Source organism: Halapricum hydrolyticum (assembly GCF_025517535.1).
Classification (GTDB): domain Archaea; phylum Halobacteriota; class Halobacteria; order Halobacteriales; family Haloarculaceae; genus Halapricum; species Halapricum hydrolyticum.
Map to the genome: position 1 here is coordinate 1 of NZ_JAOPKC010000009.1, position 24,015 is coordinate 24,015.

Genomic DNA, 24,015 nt, shown 5'->3' on the forward strand with positions numbered 1-24,015 from the left:
CGTTTGCAAATAGTTTCAGCCATGTCGAGCTAGAGACAGCTGAAGAGTGGCTCGAAGCCTTCGCTGTCTATCACAACTCACGCCAAAGTTAACGCGACCGGAGTAGTCCGCTATCTATAATTAATGATTTTCCGGGAAGGAAACCTTCATTCGTGTGCCACGACAGGGGACGCACGTTATGAACGTCGACGACATCACGAGGGTCGCGGTGCTCGGCGCCGGAAGCATGGGCCATGGGATCGCCGAGGTCGCAGCGCTTGCAGGCTACGAGGTCGCGTTGCGTGACATCGATGAGGACCTCGTGCAGGACGGCTACGAGAACATCGAGTGGTCAGTAGAGAAGCTGGCAGAGAAAGACCGACTCGATGAGGATCCCGAGGTAGTATTGGATCGGATCACGCCGCTGGTCGACCTGGAGGCGGCCGTCGGGGACGCCGACGTCGTCATCGAGGCCGTCCCGGAAGTCATGGACATCAAGACCGAGGTCTACGGATCACTCGAGGAGTACGCCCCGGACCGGGCGATCTTCGCGACGAACACGTCCAGCCTCTCGATCACTGACCTCTCGGAGATGACAGATCGACCCGAGCAGTTCTGTGGGATGCACTTTTTCAACCCGCCCGTGCGGATGCAACTGGTCGAGGTCATCACCGGCAAACACACCAGCGAGGAGACGCTGGAGACGGTCGAAGCCCTGGCGGAATCGTTCGACAAAACGTCGATCAGGGTGCGGAAGGACAGTCCCGGTTTCGTCGTCAACCGGATCCTCACGCCGCTTTTGAACGAGGCGTGCTGGGCCGTCAACGAGGGCGGTGCCGACATCAGGACCGTCGACAGCACGGGCAAGTACGACATCGGCATCCCGATGGGACCGTTCGAACTCGCCGACCGGGTCGGCAACGACGTCGCACATCACGTGCTGGAGTACCTCAACTCCGAGCTGGGGGAGGCATACGAACCGTGTCCGTTGCTCACGGAGAAAATCGACGAAGGGAAATTCGGCGAGAAGACCGGCGAAGGGTGGTACGACCACGACGAAGGCGTCGAAATCCCGGCCGACGCGGGCGAGGGAGCAATCGAACGCCGACTGCTCGCGGTGCTGGCCAACGAAACAGCCAAGTTGATCGAGGACAGCGTCGCACCGATCGAGGACATCGACGAGGCGATGATGCTCGGGGCCGGGTTCCCGGACGGCCCGGGCAAGCTGGCCGACGCGGCTGGCGTCGAGACGCTCGTCGAGACGCTGGAAGGACGACACGCCGAAACGGGACACCCGCGCTACGAAGTCAGCGACGGGCTCCGCGAGATCGCTGACAACGGCGGCTTCTACGCGGACGACGAAGGCGAGGCGAGCGGTCGTGCCTACGAGCAGATCAGCGTCGAGATCGACGGACGCGTCGGCCACATCGAGATCGACCGACCCCACCGGATGAACTCGATCACCGTCCAGATGCTCGAGGAGATCGAACACGCGGTCGAGGCTCTCGAGGAAGACGACGACGTTCGCTCGTTGCTGGTCTCCGGTGCGGGCGACCGGGCGTTCTCGGCGGGATTCGACGCCGCCTCGGCCGCACCGGGCAGCGGGCTGGAAGCAACCGAGATCTCCCGGTACGGCCAGCAGGTCACCGGCGCGTTCGAGGAGTGTCCCAAGCCGGTCGTCGCGGCGATCGACGGCTACTGTCTCGGCGGCGGGATGGAACTGGCCACGGGCGCGGATCTGCGGGTCGCCAGCGAGCGCGCGCAGTTCGGCCAGCCCGAACACAACCTGGGCCTCCTGCCGGGCTGGGGCGGCACCCAGCGACTCAGCGCGATCGTCGGCGAAGGGCGCGCCAAGGAGATCATCTTCACCGCGCGCAACGACTACGACGCCGAGACGATGGCCGACTACGGATTCGTCAACGAGGTCGTCGAAAACGAGTCCTTCGAGGAGCGGGCCCGGGAACTGGCCCGGGAACTGGCCGCCGGCCCGCCGATCGCCCAGAAGTTCACCAAGCGCGCGATGCACGCGGGTCGCGACGACACCGGCGCCGGCCTGGAGGTCGAGGCCGCTGCATTCGGGCACCTGTTCACCACTGACGACGTCTGGGAGGGGCTGGCCGCCTTCCAGCAGGACCGCGATCCCGAGTTCGAAGGGCAGTAGTCCCGACGACTGCCTCCCGCTTCCAGGTCCGGCGAGTTAGTTCCGTCCCTGGTCCAAAGAGTTACCTCTGTCCCCGCCGCCGCTGACGGTATGGGTCGTCAGACGCCACTCTACCAGCGCCACGCGGACCGGGACGCCAGTTTCACCGACTTCGGCGGGTGGGAGATGCCGGTCGAGTTCGATTCGATCCGGTCCGAACACGAGCGCGTCCGCGAGTCAGTCGGCAAGTTCGACGTCTCGCACATGGGCCAGATCGAGGTCACCGGCTCCGACGCGGAACGACTCTTGCAGCGGCTCACGACCAGCGACGTGACCGCACTCGATCCCGGGGAGGCACAGTACGCCGCGATCACCGACGAAGAGGGGATCATGCTCGAGGACACGGTCGTCTATCGCCTGCCCGACGGCGAGACGTACCTGTTCGTGCCCAACGCCGGCAACGACGAGGCGATGGCCGAGCGGTGCCGGTGGATTCGCTCCGAATTCGATCTCGACGCCGAAATCACCAACGCGACGACCGACTGGGCGATGATCGCGGCCCAGGGACCGGACGCGCCAGAGCGCTTCGAGGAGGTGACTGACGCGCGATACACGCTCGACCGGTTCGAGATCGAACGCGCCGATGTCGCCGGCGCGGACTGTCTGGTTGCGGCCACGGGATACACCGGCGAGGACGGCTTCGAGATCCTGGTTCCGGAGGCGGCTGCGACGACCGTCTGGGACGCCTTCGACGTACAGCCCTGCGGGCTCGGTGCCCGAGACACGCTGCGCCTGGAGATGGGCTATCTCCTCTCCGGACAGGACTTCGACCCCGAGACGGAGCCGCGAACGCCCTACGAGGCGGGGATCGGCTTCGCCGTCAAACTCGACACGGAGTTCGTCGGTCGCGACGCGCTTGAGGGAGTCGCCGCAGAAGGCCCCGAATCGAAACTCCGGGGCGTACAGCTGATCGACCGGGGCGTCCCGCGACACGGACAGCCCGTCACGACGCCCGGCGGCAAGGAGATCGGACACGTCACGAGTGGGACGATGAGTCCGACGCTCGGTGAGCCGATCGGGCTGGCCTACGTCGACGTTGCACACGCGGATCCGGACACCGTCGTTCGCGTCGTCGTCAGGGACGAACCGAAGAAGGCACGTATCAGGACCACGCCATTCATCGATAGATGAGCTTCGATATCCCGGAGGAGTTGCGATACCTCGACTCCCACGAATGGGTCCGCACGACCGACGGCACCGCACGAATCGGCATTTCCGATGTCGCACAGGACGAACTGGGCGACGTCGTCTTCGTCGAACTGCCCGACGAGGGCGAGGAGATCGACGCCGGCGACGACTTCGCCGTCGTCGAGAGTATCAAAGCCGTCTCGGACGTCTACGCCCCGGTCGCCGGCGAGGTCACGGCAGTCAACGAAGCCCTGTTCGATCAGCCCGAGTTGATCAACGAAGACCCGTACGGCGACGGCTGGCTCGTCGAGGTCGAACTGGCCGATCCCGACGAACTCGCGTCGCTGCTCACTGCCGAGGCGTACGCCGACGAGATCGACTCGTGAGCGAGACGGCGGAATTCGCGCCGACTACTCGATTAGAACAGCGTTGACCTGTCCGTCCTGTCCGGGGCGAGACGTGACGCGTGCCTCGCCTTCGCTGGTCTCGATGACAGCGCCTTTCGTGATGATGTTTCGACGGATGTAGTTCAGGTTCGCGGGGTTCTCGACGACGTTTTCGATCTCCGCCTCGACGACCGTATCGCCGTCGGCGACGCTGGCGACGTTCGTGCTGAGCGCCCGGACCTTCGTCGTGTTCCCGCGGGCGTCGATCGTCTTCAGCGACGGGTCGTCGAGTTCGGTTTCGGTCGGTTCGTCGCCGAGTTCGTACTTGCGCTTGTTTCGGGAGTGGCGACGGCGGCCACCGGTTCGCTTGCGTGTCGAACGGCCCTGGAATTTCATACCTGAGAGAAACACCAGCGGATACTTGAACCTCTCGACTCGCAGAAACGGTAGTATTTACACCACGGGGCCACCACCAACGCGTGATGAGTCTTCGGACAGCTGTCGGCGCACCGTTCGTCCAGGCGGGCACCGATCGGCTCGGCCGTAGCGATTTCGTCGTCGCGCTGTCGCTGGATCGGGACTGGTTCTCGCCCGATCAGGCCAAGCGATTGATCGACGTCGCGGCGAGCGAAGGGCTCCTCGAGCCCGACGACGACGAGCTGGTCGCGACGTTCGACGTCGGCACGGTGACCATCCCCGAGGGGTTCACGCCCGAAGAATCGATTCTCCAGCAGCGGACGACCTTCGAGCGGATCCTCGACGCGGTCGTCGAAGCCGGAGCCGACAAGCGGGAAGCGGTCGCGGCGATCAACGGGCTGCAGAGCGACCTCGGCGTAACTCTCGAGACGGCCGCAGTCGTCTACGCTCGCCGACAGGGCCTGTCCGTCGACGACCACGTCGAGCGGGTGCGGGGGGATCTGTGATGGTCGAAGAGCGCATCACGGACGGCAAGCGAATCGCGCAACTGCTCGCGTCGGAACTGTCGGCCCGCGAGACCGGGCCACTGGCACGCGTCGAGGTGATCGACGCCGACCGCGACGCGACGCCGAGCGAGGACGGCACCCCGGCATACGGGATCGCGGTCGACGAGGTTGACGTCGGAACCGCCTCGCTCTTCCCGGACTACGTCCGGGTGACCGTCTCGGTCGGTACAGACGCAGTGATCGAGACTGCCGGGAACGCCGGCGTTCCCGCCCGGCGTGAAGACGACATGGCCGTGCTGCAGGTCGAAAGCGGTGCGGCCGTCAAGCCCGCGGTCGACGTGATCGCTGCAGCCGTAGAGCACGGCGCGTGACTACTTCGTCGCAGCCGTGGAAGACAACGCGTGACCACTGCAGGTGGAACACAACACCAGACCGGCGCAACGAAAACAGAGACGCGAAAGAATCTAGTGGAACGTCCGCGAGACGTCTTCGTCGTCATCGGCTTCCTGCTGAATCTTCTCCCAGGCGTCGTAGAAGTCCTGTTCGACGATCTCCAAGCGGTCGTCGCGGATCGCGAACATCCCGGCTTCGGTACAGATCGCCTTGATGTCCGCCCCGGAGGCCGCGCCGGTCTCCTCGGCCAGCGACTCGAAGTCCACGGTCTCGGCGAGGTTCATCTCGCGGGTGTGGATCCGGTAGATCTGTTCGCGACCCTCCGCGTCGGGCTTTGGCACCTCAATGAGGCGGTCGAAGCGGCCGGGCCGGAGGATCGCCCGGTCGAGCATGTCGAAGCGGTTGGTGGCGGCGATGATCCGGATCTCACCACGGTCCTCGAAACCGTCCATCTCCGAGAGGAGTTGCATCATCGTCCGCTGGACCTCCGCGTCGCCGGAGGTCTTCGATTCGGTCCGCTTGCTCGCGATCGCGTCGATCTCGTCGATGAAGATGACGGCGGGTTCGTGCTGGCGGGCCAGTTCGAACAGGTCCCGGACGAGTTTCGCGCCCTCGCCGATGAACTTGTGGACCAGCTCCGAGCCGGCCATCTTGATGAACGTGGCGTCAGTCTGGTTTGCGACGGCCTTGGCCATCATCGTCTTGCCCGTGCCGGGCGGACCGTACAGGAGGACACCGCTGGGCGGGTCGATCCCGACATCCTCGAACATGCCGGGGTTCTTCAGCGGCATCTCGACGGTCTCGCGGACCTCCTCGATCTGCTCCTGGATACCGCCGATGTCCTCGTAGCCGACGTCCGGGCTCTGGTCGACTTCCATCACGCGAGCACGGACGTCGGTCTCGTCGTCCAGGGACTTGACGATCGACAGGGAGTTGTTGACCGCGACCCGGGCGTCCGGCTCGAGGTCTTCCCGCATCTCCTCTGTGACCTCGGTCAGCGCTTCCTGGTTGTTGCCGTGCTGTTTGATGATGACGCCCTCGTCGGTCATCTCCTGAACGGTAGCGATGAACAGCGGCGACTGCTTGAGTTTCTTGTTCTCGTGGGTGAGTCGTTCGAGCTTCTGCTGGTATTTGTTGTTCTCGGCGTTGGCATCGAGCAACTTGTCCCGCATCTCCTCGTTTTGGGCCTCCAGCACTTCGAGACGCTCCTGCAGGGCCTCGATTTTCTCCTGCTGGGAGGCGTCGTCGTCGTACGGGAGACTAACGTCGTCGACGGTGTCCGTCATTACCCCCTGGGTAGTGGATGTGTTCATAAGAGGTTTCGGGTGGTGTCAAGCGATGCCACGCCGCCGATCAGGACTATCGGTGAATGAGTGATGCGCATATTTTAGAAGAGAAAATATTATTACCTTGTATCCACTCGTTCGGAGTACGATGAGCACGACCGAGACGGTATCCACGGACGCACCACAGGACAACGACTGGGACGCGGTTCGAGAGCTCCCCCCGAGTGCGAAACTCGTCGCGAAGGTCCTGGAGTACAACGGACAGTTGACCCAGAGCCAGCTCGCCGAGGAGACGCTGTTGCCCGGCCGGACGGTTCGGTACGCCCTGAACCGCCTGGAAGATATCGGCGTCGTCGACGCCCGGTTCTCCTTTACCGACGCTCGCAAGCGCGTCTACTCCCTCCAGATCGAGTAAAAATACGGCGGTCGATTTTACTTTCAGCCTGGTCTCGGAATCCCTTTAGGACGGGACGGCCTACGGCCAGTCGATGACGCGGGTGATCCACACGGGCGACACGCACCTCGGGTATCAACAGTACCACGAACCCGCCCGTCGAGAGGACTTTCTATCTGCGTTCCGACAGGTGGTCGAGGACGCCGTCGCCGAGGACGTCGACGCGGTCGTCCACGCCGGCGACCTGTTCCACGACCGGCGCCCGGGACTGGCCGACATCATGGGAACGCTGTCCGTCCTGCGAACGCTCGAGGACGCGTCGATCCCGTTTCTCGCCATCGTCGGTAACCACGAGACCAAGCGCGACGCCCAGTGGCTGGACCTGTTCGAGTCGCTCGGGCTGGCCACCCGGCTAGGGGCCGAACCCGTGACGATCGGCGAGACGGCCTTCTACGGGCTCGATTACGTCCCGAAATCCCAGCGGTCCTCGCTGGCGTACGACTTCGAGCCACACGACGCCGAGTACGCGGCGCTGGTCGCCCACGGGCTCTTCCAGCCGTTCGACCATGGCGACTGGGACGCCGAAACGGTGCTCGCCGAGTCGTCCGTCGCCTTCGACGCGATGTTGCTCGGCGACGACCACACGCCAAAGCGGGCGGAGGTCGACGGCACGTGGCTGACATACTGCGGGTCGACCGAGCGCACGAGCGGTTCCGAGCGGGAGGACCGCGGCTACAATCTCGTCACCTTCGACGACGGGGTCGACATCCGACGACGCGGGCTGCCGACCCGAGAGTTCGTCTTCGTCGACGTCGAACTCAAAGACGGTGAAGGGTACGATCGGGTCCGCAAGCGCGTCCTGCAACACGAACTGGAAGAGTCGGTCGTCATCGTGACGATCGAGGGCGACGGCGAGCCGATCACTCCCGCGGAGATCGAGACGGTCGCGCTGGAGGCGGGCGCGCTGGTCGCCCGCGTCAACGACCGCCGGGAAATCGAACCGGCCCAGGAGGTGTCCGTCTCGTTCGCCGACCCGGACGACGCCGTCAGCGAACGGATCCGCGAGCTGGGGCTGAGCCCGGCCGCGCGGGACATCGACGAGACCGTCCGGGCCAGCAAGGTCGCCGATTCGAACGTCGCCGACCGCGTCCAGCAACGCGTCGCCGAGATCGTCGAGGAAGCCGACCCCGGCGCGTTCGAGGCGGCCGACGACGAACCCGACGCGGGCACCGCTGAGGACGCATCCGACGCCGGCGACGACACACCCGACGCCGAATCGTCCGACGACGCACCTGACGTCGGATCGGCTGAGGACACACCCGACGCAGACACTGCTGAGGACGCACAGTCTGCCGACGGCGACGGGCAGGCCACGATGGAGGAGTACCTATGAAATTCACGCGGATCGCTCTGAAGAACTTCAAATGCTACGGGGACGCCGACTTGCGCCTGAACCCGGGGGTGACGGTGATCCACGGTGTCAACGGCAGCGGCAAGACGTCGCTGCTGGAAGCGGCGTTTTTCGCGCTGTATGGGGCCCGCGCGCTCGACGCGACGCTGGAGGACGTGGTCACGACGGGGGCCGAGGAGACGATCGTCGAACTGTGGTTCACCCACGCCGGCGGCGACTACCACCTCAAGCGCCGGGTCCGGGCGACCGGCGACCGCCCGACGACCGCCGAGTGCGTGCTTGAGGGGCCGGAGGCGACCTACGACGGGGCCAGAGACGTCGGCGAGCGCGTCGCGGAGTTGCTCCGGATGGACCACGAGGCGTTCGTCAACTGCGCGTACGTCCGCCAGGGCGAGGTCAACAAGCTCATCAATGCGACCCCGGACGAGCGCCAGGACATGATCGACGAACTCCTGCAACTGGGCAAGCTCGAGGGGTACCGCTCGCGTGCCAGCGACGCTCGCGTCGGGGTCGGCCGCGTCCGCGACGACAAGCAGGGAGCGCTGGCACAGCTCGACGAGCAGATCGAAGCCAAAGAGGAGAAAGACCTGCACGGGACGCTGAACGACCTCCAGACGGAGCTACAGGAGGTCGAATCCGAGATCGACCGCTACGAGGAGCAGCGCGAGACGGCCGTCGAAACCCTCGAAGAGGCCGAGGCGGTCCTCGAAGAGTACGAACAGAAACGTGACGAACTGGAGACCGTCGAGTCGGAGATCGAGGAGCTGGAGGACACGATCGCCGAGACCGAACGCGAGCGCGAGTCGCTTCAGTCGGAGGTCTCCGAGTTGCGCTCGGCGATCGAAGACCGCGAGGAGACGGCCCGAACGGCGCTCGCCGAGTCCGAGCTCGACGCCGACGCGACGACTGCGACCGTCGAAGCACGACTCACAGAGCTGGACGAGCGCGACGAGGAGCTCCGGGACGACCTCGAAGAGCATCGACTCGAAGCCAGCGAGCGTGCGAGCGACGCCGAAAGCGCCCGCGAGCGGGCCGACTCGCTGGAGTCGCGGGCAGCCGAGAAGCGACAGCGAGCCGACGAACTGGCGGCCGAGATCGAATCGGCCGAGTCGAAGCTCGAAGAGCGACGCGAGCGGGTGAGCGACCTCGAGGACCGGATCGAGGAGCTTCGGGAGGAATTTGCGGACGCGCCGATCGATGTGGGGGCGGCCGAAGAGCACCGCGAGGAGATCGACGCCGATCTCGACAGCGTCCGGGACGAACTGGCGGAGCTGTCGGCCGAGATCGACCAGCAGCGCGAATCGATCGAGGAGGCCGAGTCGCTACTGGAGGCGGGCAAGTGTCCCGAGTGTGGCCAGGACGTCGAGGGGTCACCGCACGTGGAGTCGCTCGACGAGCAGCGAGACGAACTCGAACAACTGCAAGCGGAGCGTGCCGAACTCCGGGATCGGCGTGATCGACTGACCGAGCGTCTCGATCGGGCGGAAGAACTCCTCGAAGCCGAAGACGAGATCGACCGCCTGCGCGAACGCCGCGAAACGATCCAGCAACTGCTCGATGAACAGGCCGAGGATCTCCAGGACGACCGCGAGCGCGTGAGCGAACTCCGGGAGTCGGCGGCCGAACTCGAAGGAGAGGCAGAGGAAGCGCGCGACGATGCCGAGGAGGCCGAGGCGCTGGCCGAACAGGCACGCGAGCAGATCGGCACCATCAACGAACGCCGGACCGACCTCAGGGAGCGCCGACAGCGACTCGAGCGGGCACTCGACGCGCTCAAGGCGATCGAAGACGCCGAAGGCGAGATCGAGCGACTGCGCGAGCGTCGGTCGGATCTCGCCGAGACGAACGAGGAGCGTCGCGAGCGACTCGCCGAGAAACGCGACCGCCGGTCTGAACTCGCACAGGCGGTCGACGAGTCACAGGTCGAGGCCGCCAGAGACCAGAAGCAGGACGCAGAGCAGTACATCGAACAGGTCGACGGGCAACTCGAGTCGCTCCGGGAGCGCCGTGACGACCTCCAGAGTCGGATCGGTGGCGTCAAACAGGAACTCGAAGAACTCGAAGCTCTCCGGGAACGGCGCGAGGAACTGGAGGCGGTCGTCGAACGTCTCGAGTCGCTGTACGAGGAGACCGAACAACTCGAATCGATGTACGGGCAGCTCCGGGCGGAGCTGCGCCGGCGAAACGTCGAGACGCTCGAACGGATGCTCAACGACACGTTCGACCTGATCTACCAGAACGCCTCCTACTCGCGGATCGAGCTGAGCGGCGACTACGAGCTGACGATCCACCAGAAGAACGGCGACACGCTCGATCCCGAACAGCTTTCGGGCGGCGAGCGAGCGCTGTTCAACCTCTCGCTGCGGACCGCGATCTACCGGCTGCTATCCGAGGGGATCGAGGGGACAGCCCCGATGCCGCCGCTGGTGCTCGACGAACCGACCGTCTTCCTCGACTCGGGCCACGTCTCACAGCTCGTGGCGCTGATCGAGCAGATGCGCGAGCTCGGCGTCGAGCAGATCGTCGTGGTCAGCCACGACGAGGAACTGATCGGCGCGGCAGACGACCTCGTCCACGTCGAGAAAGACCCCACGACCAACCGATCGCACGTCGAACGGCTCGACTCGCCGGTGCTGGCCGAATCCGTCGGGTCGGACTAGTCGAGATCCGGCGGCGAATGAACCTGGACGCCACCCGTCGATATCTCGTCCCGTGTCGCTTCTGTCGCCCGGTAGCCCCGCTGGCCGTGGACAGTCGTCGTCTCGATCAGTCCGGCCGCGCGGAGCTCGGTTGCAGTCCCGTGGAGTTCACTCTCGCATGCGTCGAACCGATCGAGCAGCTGTCGTACCGACGCGGCACCGCCGATCGCCAGTTCGAGCAGGAGTGCGAGCGCCCGCCCGGACCGCTCTCGCGGCCCCGACACGCCGATAGGTACGTCGAACCTCTCGGCAAACCCGCCCGGATCGACCGGCGTCAGCTCCGAGCACGGCCTGGTCGTCACGGCTCCGTCCGACAGCTCTCTGACCCGACACTCCCCGCCGCTCGAACGCCGGTGGATACAGTAGGCCTCTCCGTCGCTGACCAGCCGCATGGTCGATCGAACGAAACGCACGCGCAAAGCGATTTCGACAGGGGCAAAGCGATTGCATCCGGGATCGGTTCGAGCGAGAGCCGTCGACGACACAGTCCCGAAAGACACTTACAGCACGATATAATTATATCTAATTACACAATGTCGAAGCGCATCGAGTTCCCCGAGTATCTCGACGTCGACTACACCGACGGGAAAGGGCAGAACCCCGAGGATTACAAGAGTATCGAAGACAAGATTGAGAAGGCTATCGAGGTCACCCGCGAAGGCCTGGAGCAGTACGAGAATCCGGTCGTCATGTGGACCGGCGGCAAGGATTCGACGCTGACGCTGTACTTCGTCAAGGAGGTTGCCGACCGCTTCGATCTGGAGGTCCCGCCGGTCGTGTTCATCGACCACTACCAGCACTTCGACGAGCTCATCGACTTCGTCGAGTACTGGGCCGACGAGTGGGATCTGGACGTCATCTGGGCCCGCAACGAGGACGTCGGCGCGTACGTCGACGAGAACGGCCTGGAGCCGGGTGACGACATCCCGATCGACGCGCTCAGCGAGCACAACCAGCACCACGTCCGGAACCTGCTGGAGTACGAGGAGGAGACGTTCCCGTTCCTGCTTGACACCTACGTCGGCAACCACCTGCTGAAGACGGTCGCGCTCAACGACACGCTCGAAGAGCACGACGTCGACGCCGTCCTCTCGGGCGTCCGCTGGGACGAACAGGAGGCCCGCGCCGACGAGACGTTCTTCTCGCCGCGTCACGATCCGGACATCTACCCGCCCCACGACCGCGTCCAGCCGATCCTCCAGTTCGCCGAGGCAGACGTCTGGGAGACGTTCTGGAACTTCGTCGTCCCGGACACCGTCGCAGGGTTCCCGGAAGACGGCTACGTGCCCCAGGGCCAGGACGACCTGCCCGAGGGCGTCGAGAAGGAAGACGTGCCGGTCAGCCCGAAGTACTTCGCCGGGTTCCGATCTCTCGGCAGCGAAGTCAGCACGGACAAGTCCGCCGAGGAGCCTGCCTGGCTGCAGGACATGGCCAACACCACCGAGCGCGCCGGCCGCGCCCAGGACAAAGAGGACCTGATGGAGCGGCTGCGCGACCTCGGCTACATGTGAGCCGTCGCTGATCGGTTCATCAGCCTTCGTCGACGTTTTCGACCACAAATCAGGACAGACAATAGTGGAGCGGCTGGCCTCTCGCGCTCTCGACCATCACACTCTCGGCGATCACTCGCGAGTCACGCGTTTCCGGTCGCTTTCCGCGCCGCTGTAGGCTTCGCTTTCCTCGACGGCTCTCGTCAGCGAGACGTTGAGCCAGGCCATCGAGACCAGCCCGCCCGCGAGCGTCACCAGGTTCTTGACGGCGTGATCGACGATCGCGACGCTGATCGCGAGTGCCCCCCCGATCGGCGTCAGGCCGACGACGATGATCGCGAACGCCCCCTCGTAGAGCCCGAGTCCGGCGGGCGTCAGGGGCAACACCTTCGCGAGGTTGCCGACGCTGACCGCGAAGAAGGCAACGCCGATGACGAACGGTGTGAGTTCGACGCCGAACGCCGCCAACACGATGACCGCGGTGAACACGTCGATCGTCCAGATCAACAGGCTCGTCGTCCCGACCAGCGCGAACGCCCGTCGGTCGCTAGCGACCGTCTGGACGTCTCCCGCGAACTGTTCGATCACACCTGCGACGTAGTCAGCGTAACTGTCACTGCTGAGCCTGGAAACGGCCTCCCGGACGTAGTTGCGGTCGCTCCGGGCGCTGAAGACGATCCCCAGGGTCGCGACGATGGCGGCCACACCGACGCCCGCGGCGACGACCATCGCGGTCCGGCCCGCCTGTTCCTGACCGCCGGACAGTTCCGTGCCGACGATGGCGGTCTGCAACTCTGTCGGGGACATCGTCATCACCATCCCCAGCACGACGACGCCGGCCAGGAACGCGATCGTCAACAGATCGAACACCCGTTCGATCGCCAGCGAGGCGAACCCCGAGGGGTACGGCACCGACCGACGAGCTTTCATCACGTAGGCGCGGACGGCGTCACCCAGCCGTGCGGGAAAGACCAGGTTTCCGGTCTGGCTGATGAATATCGCGCCCGTCAGGAATCCCGGATCCGAGCGATAGCCCAGTCGTTCGAGGATGTCCCGGTAACGCGTCCCGCGAAGCGGCCAGGAAAGGACGTACACGAGCGCCGAGACACCGACAACGAGCAGGTCGGCCTCGCGCATGTTCGCCCACACCTCTCCGGGATCGAGATACGTCGTCATCAACACCAGTGCGAGGGCGACCAGTCCCGTCCCGACCGCGGCGTTCACCCGGCGGTCGATCCGTGGTGAGACCGATACCTGCCAGAAGGTGCGGACAATCTGGCTGCCCATCCCGAAGACGTCCCGAACGAGATCGACCTTCGAATCGCCCTTCGGCGTCCACTCGACGGGGAACTCCTTGACGTCGTATCCGGCACGCTGGGCGTGGACGAGTACCTCCGTGTCCCAGAACCAGTGGTCGTCTTCGACTTCCTCCAGCACGTCGAACAGGGCCGCCCGATCGAAGGCCTTGAAGCCGCACTGGTGGTCCTCTATCTCCGAGCGCAACAGCAACTGGACGAGGGCGTTGAACCCCTTGCTCGGGATTCCGCGCTTTGGGGGCCGATCCGCAGTGTTGCCGGGGATCCACCGCGAGCCGGTCGCGAACTCGTAACCGTCGCTGCGAACGCTTTCGACCAACTCCTCCAGATGAGACATGTCCGTCGCAAGGTCGGTGTCGAAGTACGCCAGCGTCTCGCCGCGGGCCTGCCGGAAGGCATACTCCAGCGCGCCGCCCCGGCCGAGTCGCTGGTCGCTGTGGACGTGGCGCACACGCTCGTCGTCGGCAGCCAGTCTGGTGGCGATTTCGGGCGTGCGGTCCTCACAGCCGTCTTCCGCCACGATCACCTCGAAAGCGCCTGCGGGCAGAAACTCCTCGAGCGTCGCGAGCGTGACCTCGACGGTCCGCTCGATCGTGTCCGCCTCGTTGTAGGCGGGCAGGACGACGCTCACCTCGACCGCACGATCCATTGTAGGTCTAGATCGGTCACGTCCGGCAAGAACCTTCTGGTGGCCGCCGGGAGACCTGCGCTATCCGAGTTCGTGCCCGTCCTCGCGTGCCAGGCCTTCGAGCACGTATTCCGCGGACGTCCGAGTGGTCGCAAGCGGCGTGTCGTGGACGTCACAGATCCGCAACAGCGCCGAGATGTCCGGCTCGTGGGGCTGTGCTGTCAGAGGATCGCGCAGGAAGACGATCCCGTCGATCCGGTCGTTCGCGGCTTCGGCACCGATCTCCATATCGCCGCCCAGCGGCCCCGACTGCTTGCGTTCGACCTCCAGCCCCGTCGCCTCGGCGATCCGCTGGCCCGTCGTCCCCGTACAGACGATGTCCACCGTCGAGAGATACGACTGGTAGCTCTCGACGAGGTCGATCATCTCTGGCTTCTCGTCGTCGTGTGCGATCAGCGCGATGCGCGTCATAGTTCACTGTCTCGACGCACCGTGAAACAACTTTCGCGCGTTCGAGAGCCGGTTCGGTCGCGTCTGATCACTCTTCGGTGACTTCGACGGCACCGTCCCGATCGACGGTGATGGTCCAGTCGCCGATCGAGAACGTCACTTCCGGGGGTCGCTGTTTGCCCGTCAACACGGCCCGGAGCGTCTCGAAGTCCACGTGCTCGCGTAGCGGTTCGACGTCGCCACGTTCGAGGTCGCTCTCGGAGATGATCGCGTCGGTAATCACGTCCGATGCCGGCTCCGGGGCGACCCACGCCGCTGCGTCGTCCGCGTCGCCGTCCTCGTCGCGAACGATGTACGGCTCGTCGGCGCTCATACCTCTCTGTACCCCGTGCTCGATATATAGTGTCCGCGAGCGGTTTCAGACTCAGAAAGAGCCTGCCTGTCCGGGTTTGGAGACCGCCTTTCCGTGCAGTCCAGGCAGTGATTGTCATGACATCATAGAAATCCATAGATTGCGCCTGTGAAATCGATTACCGCCGCGGAATCTTCGAATTGTGATAATAAGCGCTATCAGTAAGATGGTAGGTAATCCCCGCCGAATCGGTGTACACTGATCATACCGCCTGCCAGGGTTTAGTAGGACAAGCGTACCGAGATGGGGTCACACAGCCGGATCTGTGCGTCGCACACGTGGTGTTGTTGGTCGTTTTCGCCTACTCTGACGATGAGTCACGCGGCTACATCTGTCTCTCTCGCACGTTTCATCTGATAATGCAAATGACTGTTTATTATCAGATTGGTTTATATTACTACTATACGTATTGTCATAGATGAGCGAACGAGATTCACTCGCGGAGACCGGAGGTGCGGCCAGCGGCGACTCGACGGCAGTGACGGAGCTCCCTGCCGAAGACGTCTTGAGTGACGAACTCGCGTTGCCGGAGGACGTCGGTAGCGAGATCGTCCTCTACGACCACCCGACGGTCGCCGAGGTCCTGGAGGACGTCAGGGCGTACTTCGCGGCTCACGCCGAGGAAGGCGTCGAACCGCCCGCGGAGGAGTTTATCGTATCGCGTTTCTTCGATTTCAGTTATCTCGACCGCTACGAGGAACTCGAGTGGAAGTGGGTGCACAAGCCGTTCGCTTACATCGCGATCCTGCACGACGAGGAAGAGAACGAACACCGCTACCACGTGGTCGAGCCCGTGCTCGACGACTTCGAGCGATACGTCCGGCGCGATCTCATCGAGTTGCTCCGAAACAACCTGATGTACCGCGACTTCGAGGAGAACGACCGTGAAGCGGCGTTCCGCCGCGAGGCACGGACGCTCATCGACGAACAGGCCGCGACGATCGAACCGGGTACGATCCACAAGCTCCTGTATTACCTCATCCGGGACTTCATCGATTTCGGCCCGATCGACCCGATCATGCGCGACGACGACATCGAGGACGTCTCCTGTGACGGCCACGACATCCCGGTGTTCGTCTACCATCGGCGGTACCGCGACCTCCGGACGAACGTGCGACTCGACGCCGACCGGCTCGACGCGTTCACGTTCCGGCTGGCACAGCGCGCCGGCAAGCAACTGACGATCTCGAACCCCTTAATCGACGCGACACTGCCGAACGGCTCGCGAGTGCAACTCACGCTGGGCGGCGACGTCAGCACGCGCGGTTCGAACTTCACGATCCGGAAGTTCTCCGATATCCCGTTCACGCCGGTCGAACTCATCGACTGGGGAACGTTCTCGATCCAGCAGATGGCCTACTTCTGGCTGGCCATCGAGAACAACAAGTCGCTGATCTTCGCCGGCGGGACCGGCTCGGGCAAGACCTCCAGTCTCAACGCGGTGTCGTTTTTCGTCCCGCCCTCCAGCAAGGTCGTCACGATCGAAGACACCCGCGAGATCGACCTCCCCCACGAGAACTGGATTCAGAGCATCACGCGCGGCGCCGTCACCGCCGAAGGGCAGGGCGAAGTCACGATGTACCAGCTCCTGCAGGCCGCGCTCCGCCAGCGCCCTGAATACTTGCTCGTCGGCGAGATCCGCACCGAAGAACGGGTCGCCCTAACCTTCTTCCAGGCGATGTCGACCGGTCACACCTCGTATACGACGCTGCACGCGGATTCGATCGAGACTGTGCTCTCGCGGCTGGGGAACCCGCCGCTGAACGTCCCGGCCCAGATGGTCCAGGAGCTGGACGTCGTCTCCGTCCAGGAACAGACGTTCATCAACAACAAGCGCGTCCGCCGGACTGACTCCGTGACCGAAATCCTGACCGATCCCGACGATCCGAACGCCGTCCAGACCCGCGAGGTGTTCCGACGGGACCCGGCCAGCGACACCCACGAAATGGTCGCCGACTCGCACCTCCTGCAGGACATCGCCGCCCATCGTGGCTGGAGCGACCGTGATCTCACCCGCGAGTTCGACCGCCGCCAGCGCGTCCTCGAGTACCTGCTCGACAACGATATCACCGGCTACGGTCCCGTGTCGAGCGCGATCCGTCGATACTCGCGTGACCCCGACGCGCTGCTCGAAGCGATCGAGGCCGGCACGCTCGATCGCGCCGCTCTCGCCAACGGAGCGCCGGACCCGTCGACGATCGACCCGAGCGATCTGGGCATCGAAAACCTGGTGGAGCGGCTATGAGCCGGGAGAGCAGCGGAGATACCGAACAGAGCGAGTTCGGCTTCCAGCAGTTCCCGTACGTGCAGGAGGCACCCGGACTGGACGAGAAGGAACTCCGGGAGACCTACGGCTGGTTCCGGAGCTATTACAAGGCTCGTCCGCGCCGGTATTTCGACCTCCAGCAGCGGCTCAATCAGGCCCGGTACGGCCAGAGCTTCGACGTCTATCTCGCCCGGAGCGCCTGGTACGCGGTGGGCGGCGTAGCCGCCGGAGCCGTATTCGGGCTCGCAGTCGCCTGGCTGCTCGCCGCCAGTGGCGCCGTCGAAGGACTCACGAATCCCCTCGCCTACGACGGGGCCGTCGTCTACTACATCGCCGACTACAAGTCACTGTTCGCCGGTGCGGCGATCGCGACCGTCTTCGCCGCGACGCTCGGGCTCGGAACCTGGTATGTCCGATATCACTACCCGCGACTGATCGTTTCGTCCCGCCAGCGGAACATCGACGTCACCCTGCCACACGCGATCGTCTTCATGTACGCGCTCTCGCGTGGCGGGATGGATCTACTCGAAACCTTCGGCGTGCTCGCCGACTCCGAAGAGACCTACGGCGAGATCGCGAACGAGGCCGAGATGATCGTCCGCGAGGTGGAGTTCTTCGGCAACGACATGTACACCGCACTGCGGAACGTCCGCAACCTCACCCCGAGTGAGAACTTCGAGCGGTTCCTCGACGACCTCCTGGGTGTGCTCGATTCCGGAGGCGACGTCACGGTCTTCTTCGAGGACGAGTCCGAATCGTACCTCGAAGACGCGCGGGACGAACAGCAGTCGTTCCTGGAAGTGCTGGCGCTTTTGAGCGAGTTCTTCGTCGTCCTGTTCGTCGCCGCGCCGCTTTTCGTCATCGTCATCCTGGTCGTGATGAGTCTGCTCGGCGCCCAGACTCTCACGGAGTTGACGCTGCTCGTCTACGTGATGCTCCCGCTTGCGATGATCGGCTTTCTGGTCTTGCTGGATACCCTTTCGGAACCGTACGTCCAGCCGGACGTCCACTTCGACGAGGAAGACAGCGGGGTCGAGTCCGGCTTCGCGCTGCTGTGGGCTGTCGTCCGGGATGCTCTCCCCGGCGTCGAGCCCAGACCGTCCGCCGCAACAGCGATGCCGGCAGAACTGGAGTCCCGACAGGGGAGCTATCTCGCCCACCGCCGACGCCAGGTGCTGCGGGCGAAGTTCGCGGATCCGCTCGCCGCGTTCCGCTCGAAGCCGGTCTGGTCCGTGCTCGTCACGCTCCCGCTGGCCGTGCTCGTCGGCGCGGTCTTCGTCGCGACCGGCGTCGCGACGCCGACGTGGGACGCGATGCTCGAGCGGCCGATCCCGACGACGACGTGGCTGTTCGTCGTGCCGCTCCTGGTCGTGCTCGTGCCGCTGTCGACCTTCCACGAGCGCAAGCGCCGCCGCGAGCAGTACTTCGCCACTCGCTTTCCCGACACGCTCTCGATACTGGCCAGCGCAAACAGAATGGGCGTCCCCATCGACGACGCGCTCGGTCTGGCGTCGCGGTGGTCCAGCGGCCCGCTGTCCGAAGAGATGACCAAGCTCCGCAACGACCTGCGCTGGAACTACGACACGCGATCGGGGCTGCGCGCGTTCGCCGATCGGGTCGGCGTCCCGCAGCTGTCCCGGACGATGACGCTGATCGCCGAGGGGGTCCGATCGAGCACCGACGTCGCGGCCGTCCTGGGCATTGCAGCCAGAGACACCAAAGAGCGGTTCAAGCTCGACCGCGAGCGCCGCCAGGAGCTGAGCCCCTACATCGCCGTCGTCGTGATCGGCTTCCTGGTGTTCCTGCTGGTCGTGGTGTTGCTCGACACCGCCTACCTGGCACCGATAGCCGAGGCACAGGCCGAACCGACCACGCCCACGACGGCCGGGTCGGGGCTGCCCCTGTCGATGACGAGCGTCCCCGTCGAGTCGTACAAGGCGCTGTTCCTGCACGCCGCCGTCGTCCAGGCGCTGGGTAGTGGCGTCCTCGCCGGCAAGCTCGCCGACGACGCCTTCAGCGGCCTGAAATACAGTATCCTCCTGCTCGTCGTCGCTATCGCGGCGTTCGCGCTCATCTGATCATGATTCCGACCCATTCCACCCAGTCCGATCGCCCGTTCCGAACCGACAGCCGCGCCGTCTCCGAAGTGATCGGCGCGATTCTCGTGTTTGCACTGCTGTTTCTCGTCATCGCGCTGATCCAGCTCAACGCCGTCCCGGCCGCGAACAAGCAGGTCGAATTCGAACATGACCAGCGCGTCACTCAGGACTTCCAGACGCTGCAGGACGAGCTCTATCAGGTCGGCACGACCGGGAGTAGCGCCACCGTCTCTGTCGAGACTGGTGTGGTCTATCCGAGCCGGTTCTTTCTGTTGAACCCTGGCCCCGCGACCGGTTCGATACAGACGACCGACGCGCAGTCGCTGACGATCCACAACGCCACCGCAGTCGGCAACGTCGGCGACTACTGGAACGGCTCGTCGAAGACGTTCACGACGAAGGGGATCACTTACCGGCCGGACTACAACGAACTCGCCAATCCAGGAACGCTCACCTGGGAACACTCGATGTTACACGCCGGGTACGACGACGGTCAGCACTACTTCTACGACGGGTCGAGTTTCATCGACGGCCGACAGATTCAGCTGACGCTGCTGGACGGGTCACTCTCCTACGGTGGACTCTCGACGTCGGTCCAGATCGCCCCTGTCAGCACCCGGACCGAAACAGTGACGATTCGCAACGCACCGGGTGAAACCCTGAGTATTGACATTGCGACGGACCTCACGCCCGACGAGTTCGCGGACGCGGTCGACGAAATCAACCGGAGTCAGATCGAGGCGCGTGCTGACGGCCTCAGAATCAACCTCGAAGACGACACGGAGTACGAACTGAGCATCGCAAAAGTCCGTGTCGGTCCGACAGCTACTCTGGAGCCGGGTCCGCGGTACATCACTGACGTCGCCGGCAACGAGACGAGCGTTCCGGAGAACACGACTCACCGGTTCACCGTCGCCGTCCGCGACGAGTATAACAATCCGGTGAGCGGCGTGCCGGTGACGACGACTCCGACCAACGCGGATCTGGTGGGCACGGTTGAACCCGTGGATACCTCTCTTACTGGTAGCGACGGCCGGACGACATTCCGGTACATTGCTCCCGAGAACGTCGATGGAAACCAGGACGTCCGGATCAGGACATCGATAGGCGACGGGACGGATCCGGGTGATAGGATCGACCTACTGGAGAACGCCACGTTCCACTTGACCGTCATCGACACGGATCGTTCTGGTAGTCCACCCAGGAACACGACTGACGACGGTGTGTCAAGGATCAATCCGGGTAGCGATGGAGTCAAGCTCACGGACGTCTCGTCTCCTGGCGGGGCCAATTCTCGCGCTGTCAATGTGACGTTCGAAAACGATGCAGGCAGAAACATGACGTTCGACGAAATGCGCCTCCTGTTCTTCCGAACGGACGATGCTGGTGTGGGGACGGCACTTAACATCACGGCACCAGTCACTTCCGGTTCGATCAGGGTATATTCCGATTACACGGACGTCCCCGACTTCACCATCTCGGACGGCGACGAGCTGACAGTTGCGTTTGAAGCAGACAAGACGGCGGTGAAGGGCGATTTCATTGGGCTGTCTGTGTTATTCGATGATGGGACAGTGAACAACTACTTCGCCGACGTTCGGTGATCGAACTCCGATAACCGTCACTCGATATTCTCGCCGTGATAAGACCCATCGTAGGTCCCCTCGTGGTCGGCCTCGGCGAGAACCAGTTGAGCGATCCGCGCGCCGGCTTCGAGTTCGATATCGTGATAGACTTCCAGCAGCCCCTCACCGCGGCCCTCGTAGCCGGCGTCCCAGACCGCCGTGTCCAGCATGCAGGAGTTGCGTAGTAGCGACGACCGCGGGTACAGAAAGCCGATGTGATCCTCGGGAATGCGAATCCGGTCGGCGTATCGCACGACGTACCCGCCTGGCGAGAGGTGGTAGACGCCGTCGTCGGCGTCGATCTCCTCGCGCTCGCCGATCTCCTTGCCGTCGGTCCCGATCCGGCCGGGCGAGACCTGCTCGAAGACCGTATCGAGCGTCAGATCAACGCCGTTGGGCTGGACCTGCTCTGAGGCGACGCTGTCGAGGTGTTCGGCCACGAACCGGCCACTTCTGAACATGTCCAGACAGGCGACCACCGGCGACTAAACGACTCCGATTCCCACCTCGTCGCCGTCGGTCCGCTCGGGGCAAGTGGCCACCTCGACCCCGCTGATCCTGCCCGGACCTTCATCGTCGATTCGTATCAATTATCGAAACCGCAAGACGGGAACCAGGCAGTTTTCGCGCCAACACGCGGGATTTATGTCTGTCCGCGGCGGACTCTTGGACGTTATGGGACAGACGCTCACGGAGAAGATCCTCTCCGATCACCTCGTCGAGGGCGAACTCGAGCCCGGCGAGGAGATCGGGATCGAGATCGATCAGGTCCTCACACAGGACACTACGGGCACGCTGGTGTGGCTGCAGTTCGAAGCGCTGGATCTGGACGACGTCCAGACGGAACTGGCGGCACAGTACTGTGACCACCAGACGTATCAGTTCGACTTCAAGAACACGGACGATCACCGGTTCCTCCGGTCTGCGGCCGGAAAGTTCGGCGCGCACTTCTCGCGGCCGGGCAACGGGATCTGTCACAACGTCCACAAGGAGAACTTCGCCGCCCCGGGCAAGACGATGCTCGGCAGCGACTCGCACACGCCCACGCCCGGCGGGCTGGGCGAGCTGGCGATCGGGGCCGGCGGGCTGGACGTCTCCGTCGCGATGGGCGGCGGCGCGTACTACATCGACATGCCGGAGGTCGTCAACGTCCGCCTGGAGGGCGAACTCCCCGAGTGGGCGACCGCCAAGGACGTCATCCTCGAGTTGCTGCGCCGGCTCTCGGTGAAGGGCGGCGTCGGCAAAGTCCTGGAGTACACGGGTCCGGGCGTCGAGACCCTCTCGGTTCCCGAGCGGACGACGATCACCAACATGGGGACGGAACTCGGCGCGACAACCTCGATCTTCCCGACCGACGAGAAGACCAAAGACTACCTCGAACGGCTGGGTCGCGGCGAGGACTACGAGGAGATCGGCCCCGATGCGGACGCCGAGTACCACGACGAGATCGTCGTCGACCTCTCGGATCTGGAGCCGCTCATCGCCGAACCCTCGATGCCGGACAACATTGTGCCGGTGCGCGAGGCCGCCGGACAGGACGTCGAGCAGGTCATCATCGGTTCCTGTACCAACGGTGGCTACGAGGACATCCTTCCGGCAGCGAAGATGCTCGAGGGCCGCGAGGTCGACAAGACCACCGAGATGATCGTCGCGCCTGGCTCGAAACAGGCCTCGGAGATGCTCGCCCGCGACGGGTGGGCTTCTGAGCTGATGGCCGCCGGCGTGAACTTCTCGGAGTCGACCTGCGGTGCCTGCATCGGGATCGGTCACGTGCCGGCCTCCGATTCGGTGAGCCTGCGGACGTTCAACCGCAACTTCGAGGGCCGTTCGGGTCTGGAAGACGACAACGTCTATCTCTGCTCGCCGGAGGTCGCCGCCGCAGCCGCCATCAAGGGCGAAATCGTCGATCCGCGCGATCTGGCCGAGGAACTCGGCGATATGGAAGCGCCGGGCTTCGAGATGCCCGACGTCTACGACGGCTCGAAAGCTGACCTCATCCCGCCGGAAGAGGCCGTCGACGACGAGCTCGTGAAGGGACCGAACATCGGCGACGTGCCGCTGAAGGATCCCCTCGACGCACACCTGGAAGGGCCGAGCCTGCTGAAAATGGACGACAACATCACGACCGACCACATCATCCCGGCCACCCAGGACATCCTGATGTATCGGTCGAACATCCCCAAGCTCTCGGAGTTCACCCTCTCGCGGGTCGACGAGAGCTTCGCCAGCCGCGCCCTGGAGAGCGACGGCGGTTTCCTCGTCGCCGGCGAGAACTACGGGCAGGGTTCCTCGCGCGAACACGCGGCACTGTGTCCGATGTACCTGGGCGTCGAAGGCGTGCTCGCACAGAGCTTCGCCCGCATTCACAAGGCGAACCTGTTCAACTTCGGTCTGCTGCCTCTGGAGATCGATGAAGACACCTACGAGAAGATCGAGCAGGGCGACAACATCGAGATCGTCGACGACGTGGCCGAGGCAGTCCGCTCGGGCCAGGAAGAGTTCACCATCCGCGTCAACGACGACTGGGAGGCGACCGGCTATCTCGATGCGTCCAAACGCGAGCGCGAGATCCTCGCCGACGGCGGCAAGCTGTCGCACACCAAAAAGCAGTACGAGCAGGAGAGTTCCGACGCACCCGCCGACGACTAAAGAAGTGTCGACCGGCAGTCCAGCCGGGAGACGAGTAGTGTCGACCGGCAGTCCAGCCGGGAGACGAGTAGTGTCGACCGGCAGTCCAGCCGGGAGACGAGTAGTGTCGACGGCAATTCAGCCAGGAATAGGTTACCGGCGTCAGAACGGCCGTGTCGGTTTTTGATCGCCCCGCACACGGTTGTCCGACAGCGATAGCGACCATCAGGACGTCGCGTTCCGAAGCGACGAGTAGCGGTTATGTGATACGTCGTGATGCTCTGTCCGGAAGGGTAGGCCAT

The 24,015-nt window shown here is 64.2% G+C and carries 20 protein-coding genes and 1 pseudogene; 14 read left to right on the forward strand and 7 right to left on the reverse strand.

Going from position 1 to position 24,015, the window contains the following annotated elements; translation table 11 throughout:
* The 4 genes and pseudogenes from OB916_RS17090 to gcvH form a co-directional block, all read left to right on the forward strand.
* Window positions 1–92 (forward strand): annotated as a pseudogene (locus OB916_RS17090) (IS6 family transposase); the annotation flags it as partial.
* An 86-nt stretch (window positions 93–178) separates the two neighbouring features.
* Window positions 179–2,140: a 3-hydroxyacyl-CoA dehydrogenase/enoyl-CoA hydratase family protein gene (locus OB916_RS09255; protein ID WP_315909009.1), complete on the forward strand. Its 1,962-nt coding sequence runs from the start codon at window positions 179–181 to the stop codon at window positions 2,138–2,140.
* A gap of 90 nt (window positions 2,141–2,230) precedes the next feature.
* Entirely contained in the window at window positions 2,231–3,310 is a 1,080-nt protein-coding gene (gene gcvT / locus OB916_RS09260) for a glycine cleavage system aminomethyltransferase GcvT (RefSeq protein WP_315909010.1), read from the forward strand.
* Window positions 3,307–3,693, forward strand: coding sequence for a glycine cleavage system protein GcvH (gene gcvH / locus OB916_RS09265; RefSeq protein ID WP_315909011.1), 387 nt, complete (start codon window positions 3,307–3,309; stop codon window positions 3,691–3,693). Before gcvT ends, gcvH begins: the two co-directional genes overlap by 4 nt.
* Before the next feature lie 24 nt (window positions 3,694–3,717).
* Here the strand turns inward: gcvH and OB916_RS09270 are convergent, their stop codons facing one another.
* Entirely contained in the window at window positions 3,718–4,089 is a 372-nt protein-coding gene (locus OB916_RS09270; RefSeq protein WP_315909012.1) for a 30S ribosomal protein S8e, read from the reverse strand.
* 86 nt (window positions 4,090–4,175) lie between these two features.
* On the opposite strand from OB916_RS09270, the gene OB916_RS09275 reads away from it, so the two are divergent.
* Window positions 4,176–4,616: a DUF2240 family protein gene (locus OB916_RS09275; RefSeq protein WP_315909013.1), complete on the forward strand. Its 441-nt coding sequence runs from the start codon at window positions 4,176–4,178 to the stop codon at window positions 4,614–4,616.
* Window positions 4,616–4,987 carry a hypothetical protein gene (locus OB916_RS09280; RefSeq protein ID WP_315909014.1) on the forward strand — a complete coding sequence of 124 codons (372 nt, stop codon included), beginning with the start codon at window positions 4,616–4,618 and terminating at the stop codon, window positions 4,985–4,987. Before OB916_RS09275 ends, OB916_RS09280 begins: the two co-directional genes overlap by 1 nt.
* A gap of 93 nt (window positions 4,988–5,080) precedes the next feature.
* Here the strand turns inward: OB916_RS09280 and pan1 are convergent, their stop codons facing one another.
* Window positions 5,081–6,295, reverse strand: a complete 1,215-nt coding sequence (gene pan1 / locus OB916_RS09285; protein ID WP_315909015.1) for a proteasome-activating nucleotidase Pan1 — start codon at window positions 6,293–6,295, stop codon at window positions 5,081–5,083.
* 148 nt (window positions 6,296–6,443) lie between these two features.
* On the opposite strand from pan1, the gene OB916_RS09290 reads away from it, so the two are divergent.
* The 3 genes from OB916_RS09290 to rad50 all read left to right on the forward strand — a co-directional run bounded on the left by OB916_RS09290 (window position 6,444) and on the right by rad50 (window position 10,760).
* Complete coding sequence (locus tag OB916_RS09290; RefSeq protein ID WP_315909016.1) at window positions 6,444–6,710, forward strand: helix-turn-helix domain-containing protein; 267 nt, start codon at window positions 6,444–6,446, stop codon at window positions 6,708–6,710.
* Between the two features lie 73 nt (window positions 6,711–6,783).
* Window positions 6,784–8,082, forward strand: a complete 1,299-nt coding sequence (mre11, locus tag OB916_RS09295; RefSeq protein ID WP_315909017.1) for a DNA double-strand break repair protein Mre11 — start codon at window positions 6,784–6,786, stop codon at window positions 8,080–8,082.
* On the forward strand, window positions 8,079–10,760 hold the full coding sequence (gene rad50 / locus OB916_RS09300; RefSeq protein WP_315909018.1) for a DNA double-strand break repair ATPase Rad50: 2,682 nt from the start codon (window positions 8,079–8,081) through the stop codon (window positions 10,758–10,760). Before mre11 ends, rad50 begins: the two co-directional genes overlap by 4 nt.
* On the opposite strand, the gene OB916_RS09305 is transcribed toward rad50, so the two are convergent.
* Complete coding sequence (locus tag OB916_RS09305) at window positions 10,757–11,191, reverse strand: DUF7346 family protein (RefSeq protein WP_315909019.1); 435 nt, start codon at window positions 11,189–11,191, stop codon at window positions 10,757–10,759. The two genes, rad50 and OB916_RS09305, sit on opposite strands and share 4 nt — an antisense overlap.
* A 141-nt stretch (window positions 11,192–11,332) precedes the next feature.
* Here OB916_RS09305 and OB916_RS09310 point away from each other — a divergent pair, with 141 nt between their 5' ends.
* Window positions 11,333–12,310 (forward strand): phosphoadenosine phosphosulfate reductase family protein, encoded by a 978-nt coding sequence (locus OB916_RS09310; RefSeq protein ID WP_315909020.1) that lies wholly within the window; start codon window positions 11,333–11,335, stop codon window positions 12,308–12,310.
* A gap of 111 nt (window positions 12,311–12,421) precedes the next feature.
* Here the strand turns inward: OB916_RS09310 and OB916_RS09315 are convergent, their stop codons facing one another.
* The 3 genes from OB916_RS09315 to OB916_RS09325 all read right to left on the reverse strand — a co-directional run bounded on the left by OB916_RS09315 (window position 12,422) and on the right by OB916_RS09325 (window position 15,056).
* On the reverse strand, window positions 12,422–14,254 hold the full coding sequence (locus OB916_RS09315; RefSeq protein ID WP_315909021.1) for a flippase-like domain-containing protein: 1,833 nt from the start codon (window positions 14,252–14,254) through the stop codon (window positions 12,422–12,424).
* Window positions 14,255–14,314: 60 nt separating this feature from the next.
* A complete protein-coding gene (locus tag OB916_RS09320; RefSeq protein WP_315909022.1) occupies window positions 14,315–14,704 on the reverse strand; it encodes a methylglyoxal synthase in 390 nt (129 codons plus the stop codon).
* Window positions 14,705–14,771: 67 nt separating this feature from the next.
* Window positions 14,772–15,056: a HalOD1 output domain-containing protein gene (locus OB916_RS09325; protein WP_315909023.1), complete on the reverse strand. Its 285-nt coding sequence runs from the start codon at window positions 15,054–15,056 to the stop codon at window positions 14,772–14,774.
* Between the two features lie 457 nt (window positions 15,057–15,513).
* Between OB916_RS09325 and OB916_RS09330 the strand changes: the two genes are divergently transcribed.
* The 3 genes from OB916_RS09330 to OB916_RS09340 are packed head-to-tail and all read left to right on the forward strand — an operon-like array spanning window position 15,514 to window position 21,064.
* A complete protein-coding gene (locus tag OB916_RS09330; protein WP_315909024.1) occupies window positions 15,514–17,340 on the forward strand; it encodes a type II/IV secretion system ATPase subunit in 1,827 nt (608 codons plus the stop codon).
* Window positions 17,337–19,439, forward strand: a complete 2,103-nt coding sequence (locus OB916_RS09335) for a type II secretion system F family protein (RefSeq protein ID WP_315909025.1) — start codon at window positions 17,337–17,339, stop codon at window positions 19,437–19,439. The genes OB916_RS09330 and OB916_RS09335 overlap by 4 nt, the downstream gene beginning before the upstream one ends.
* Before the next feature lie 2 nt (window positions 19,440–19,441).
* Entirely contained in the window at window positions 19,442–21,064 is a 1,623-nt protein-coding gene (locus OB916_RS09340; RefSeq protein WP_315909026.1) for an Ig-like domain-containing protein, read from the forward strand.
* Between the two features lie 17 nt (window positions 21,065–21,081).
* On the opposite strand, the gene OB916_RS09345 is transcribed toward OB916_RS09340, so the two are convergent.
* Window positions 21,082–21,546, reverse strand: coding sequence for a deoxyuridine 5'-triphosphate nucleotidohydrolase (locus OB916_RS09345; RefSeq protein ID WP_315909027.1), 465 nt, complete (start codon window positions 21,544–21,546; stop codon window positions 21,082–21,084).
* 214 nt (window positions 21,547–21,760) lie between these two features.
* Between OB916_RS09345 and OB916_RS09350 the strand changes: the two genes are divergently transcribed.
* Window positions 21,761–23,734, forward strand: coding sequence for an aconitate hydratase (locus OB916_RS09350; RefSeq protein WP_315909028.1), 1,974 nt, complete (start codon window positions 21,761–21,763; stop codon window positions 23,732–23,734).
* The last annotated feature ends 281 nt before the right edge of the window (window positions 23,735–24,015 follow it).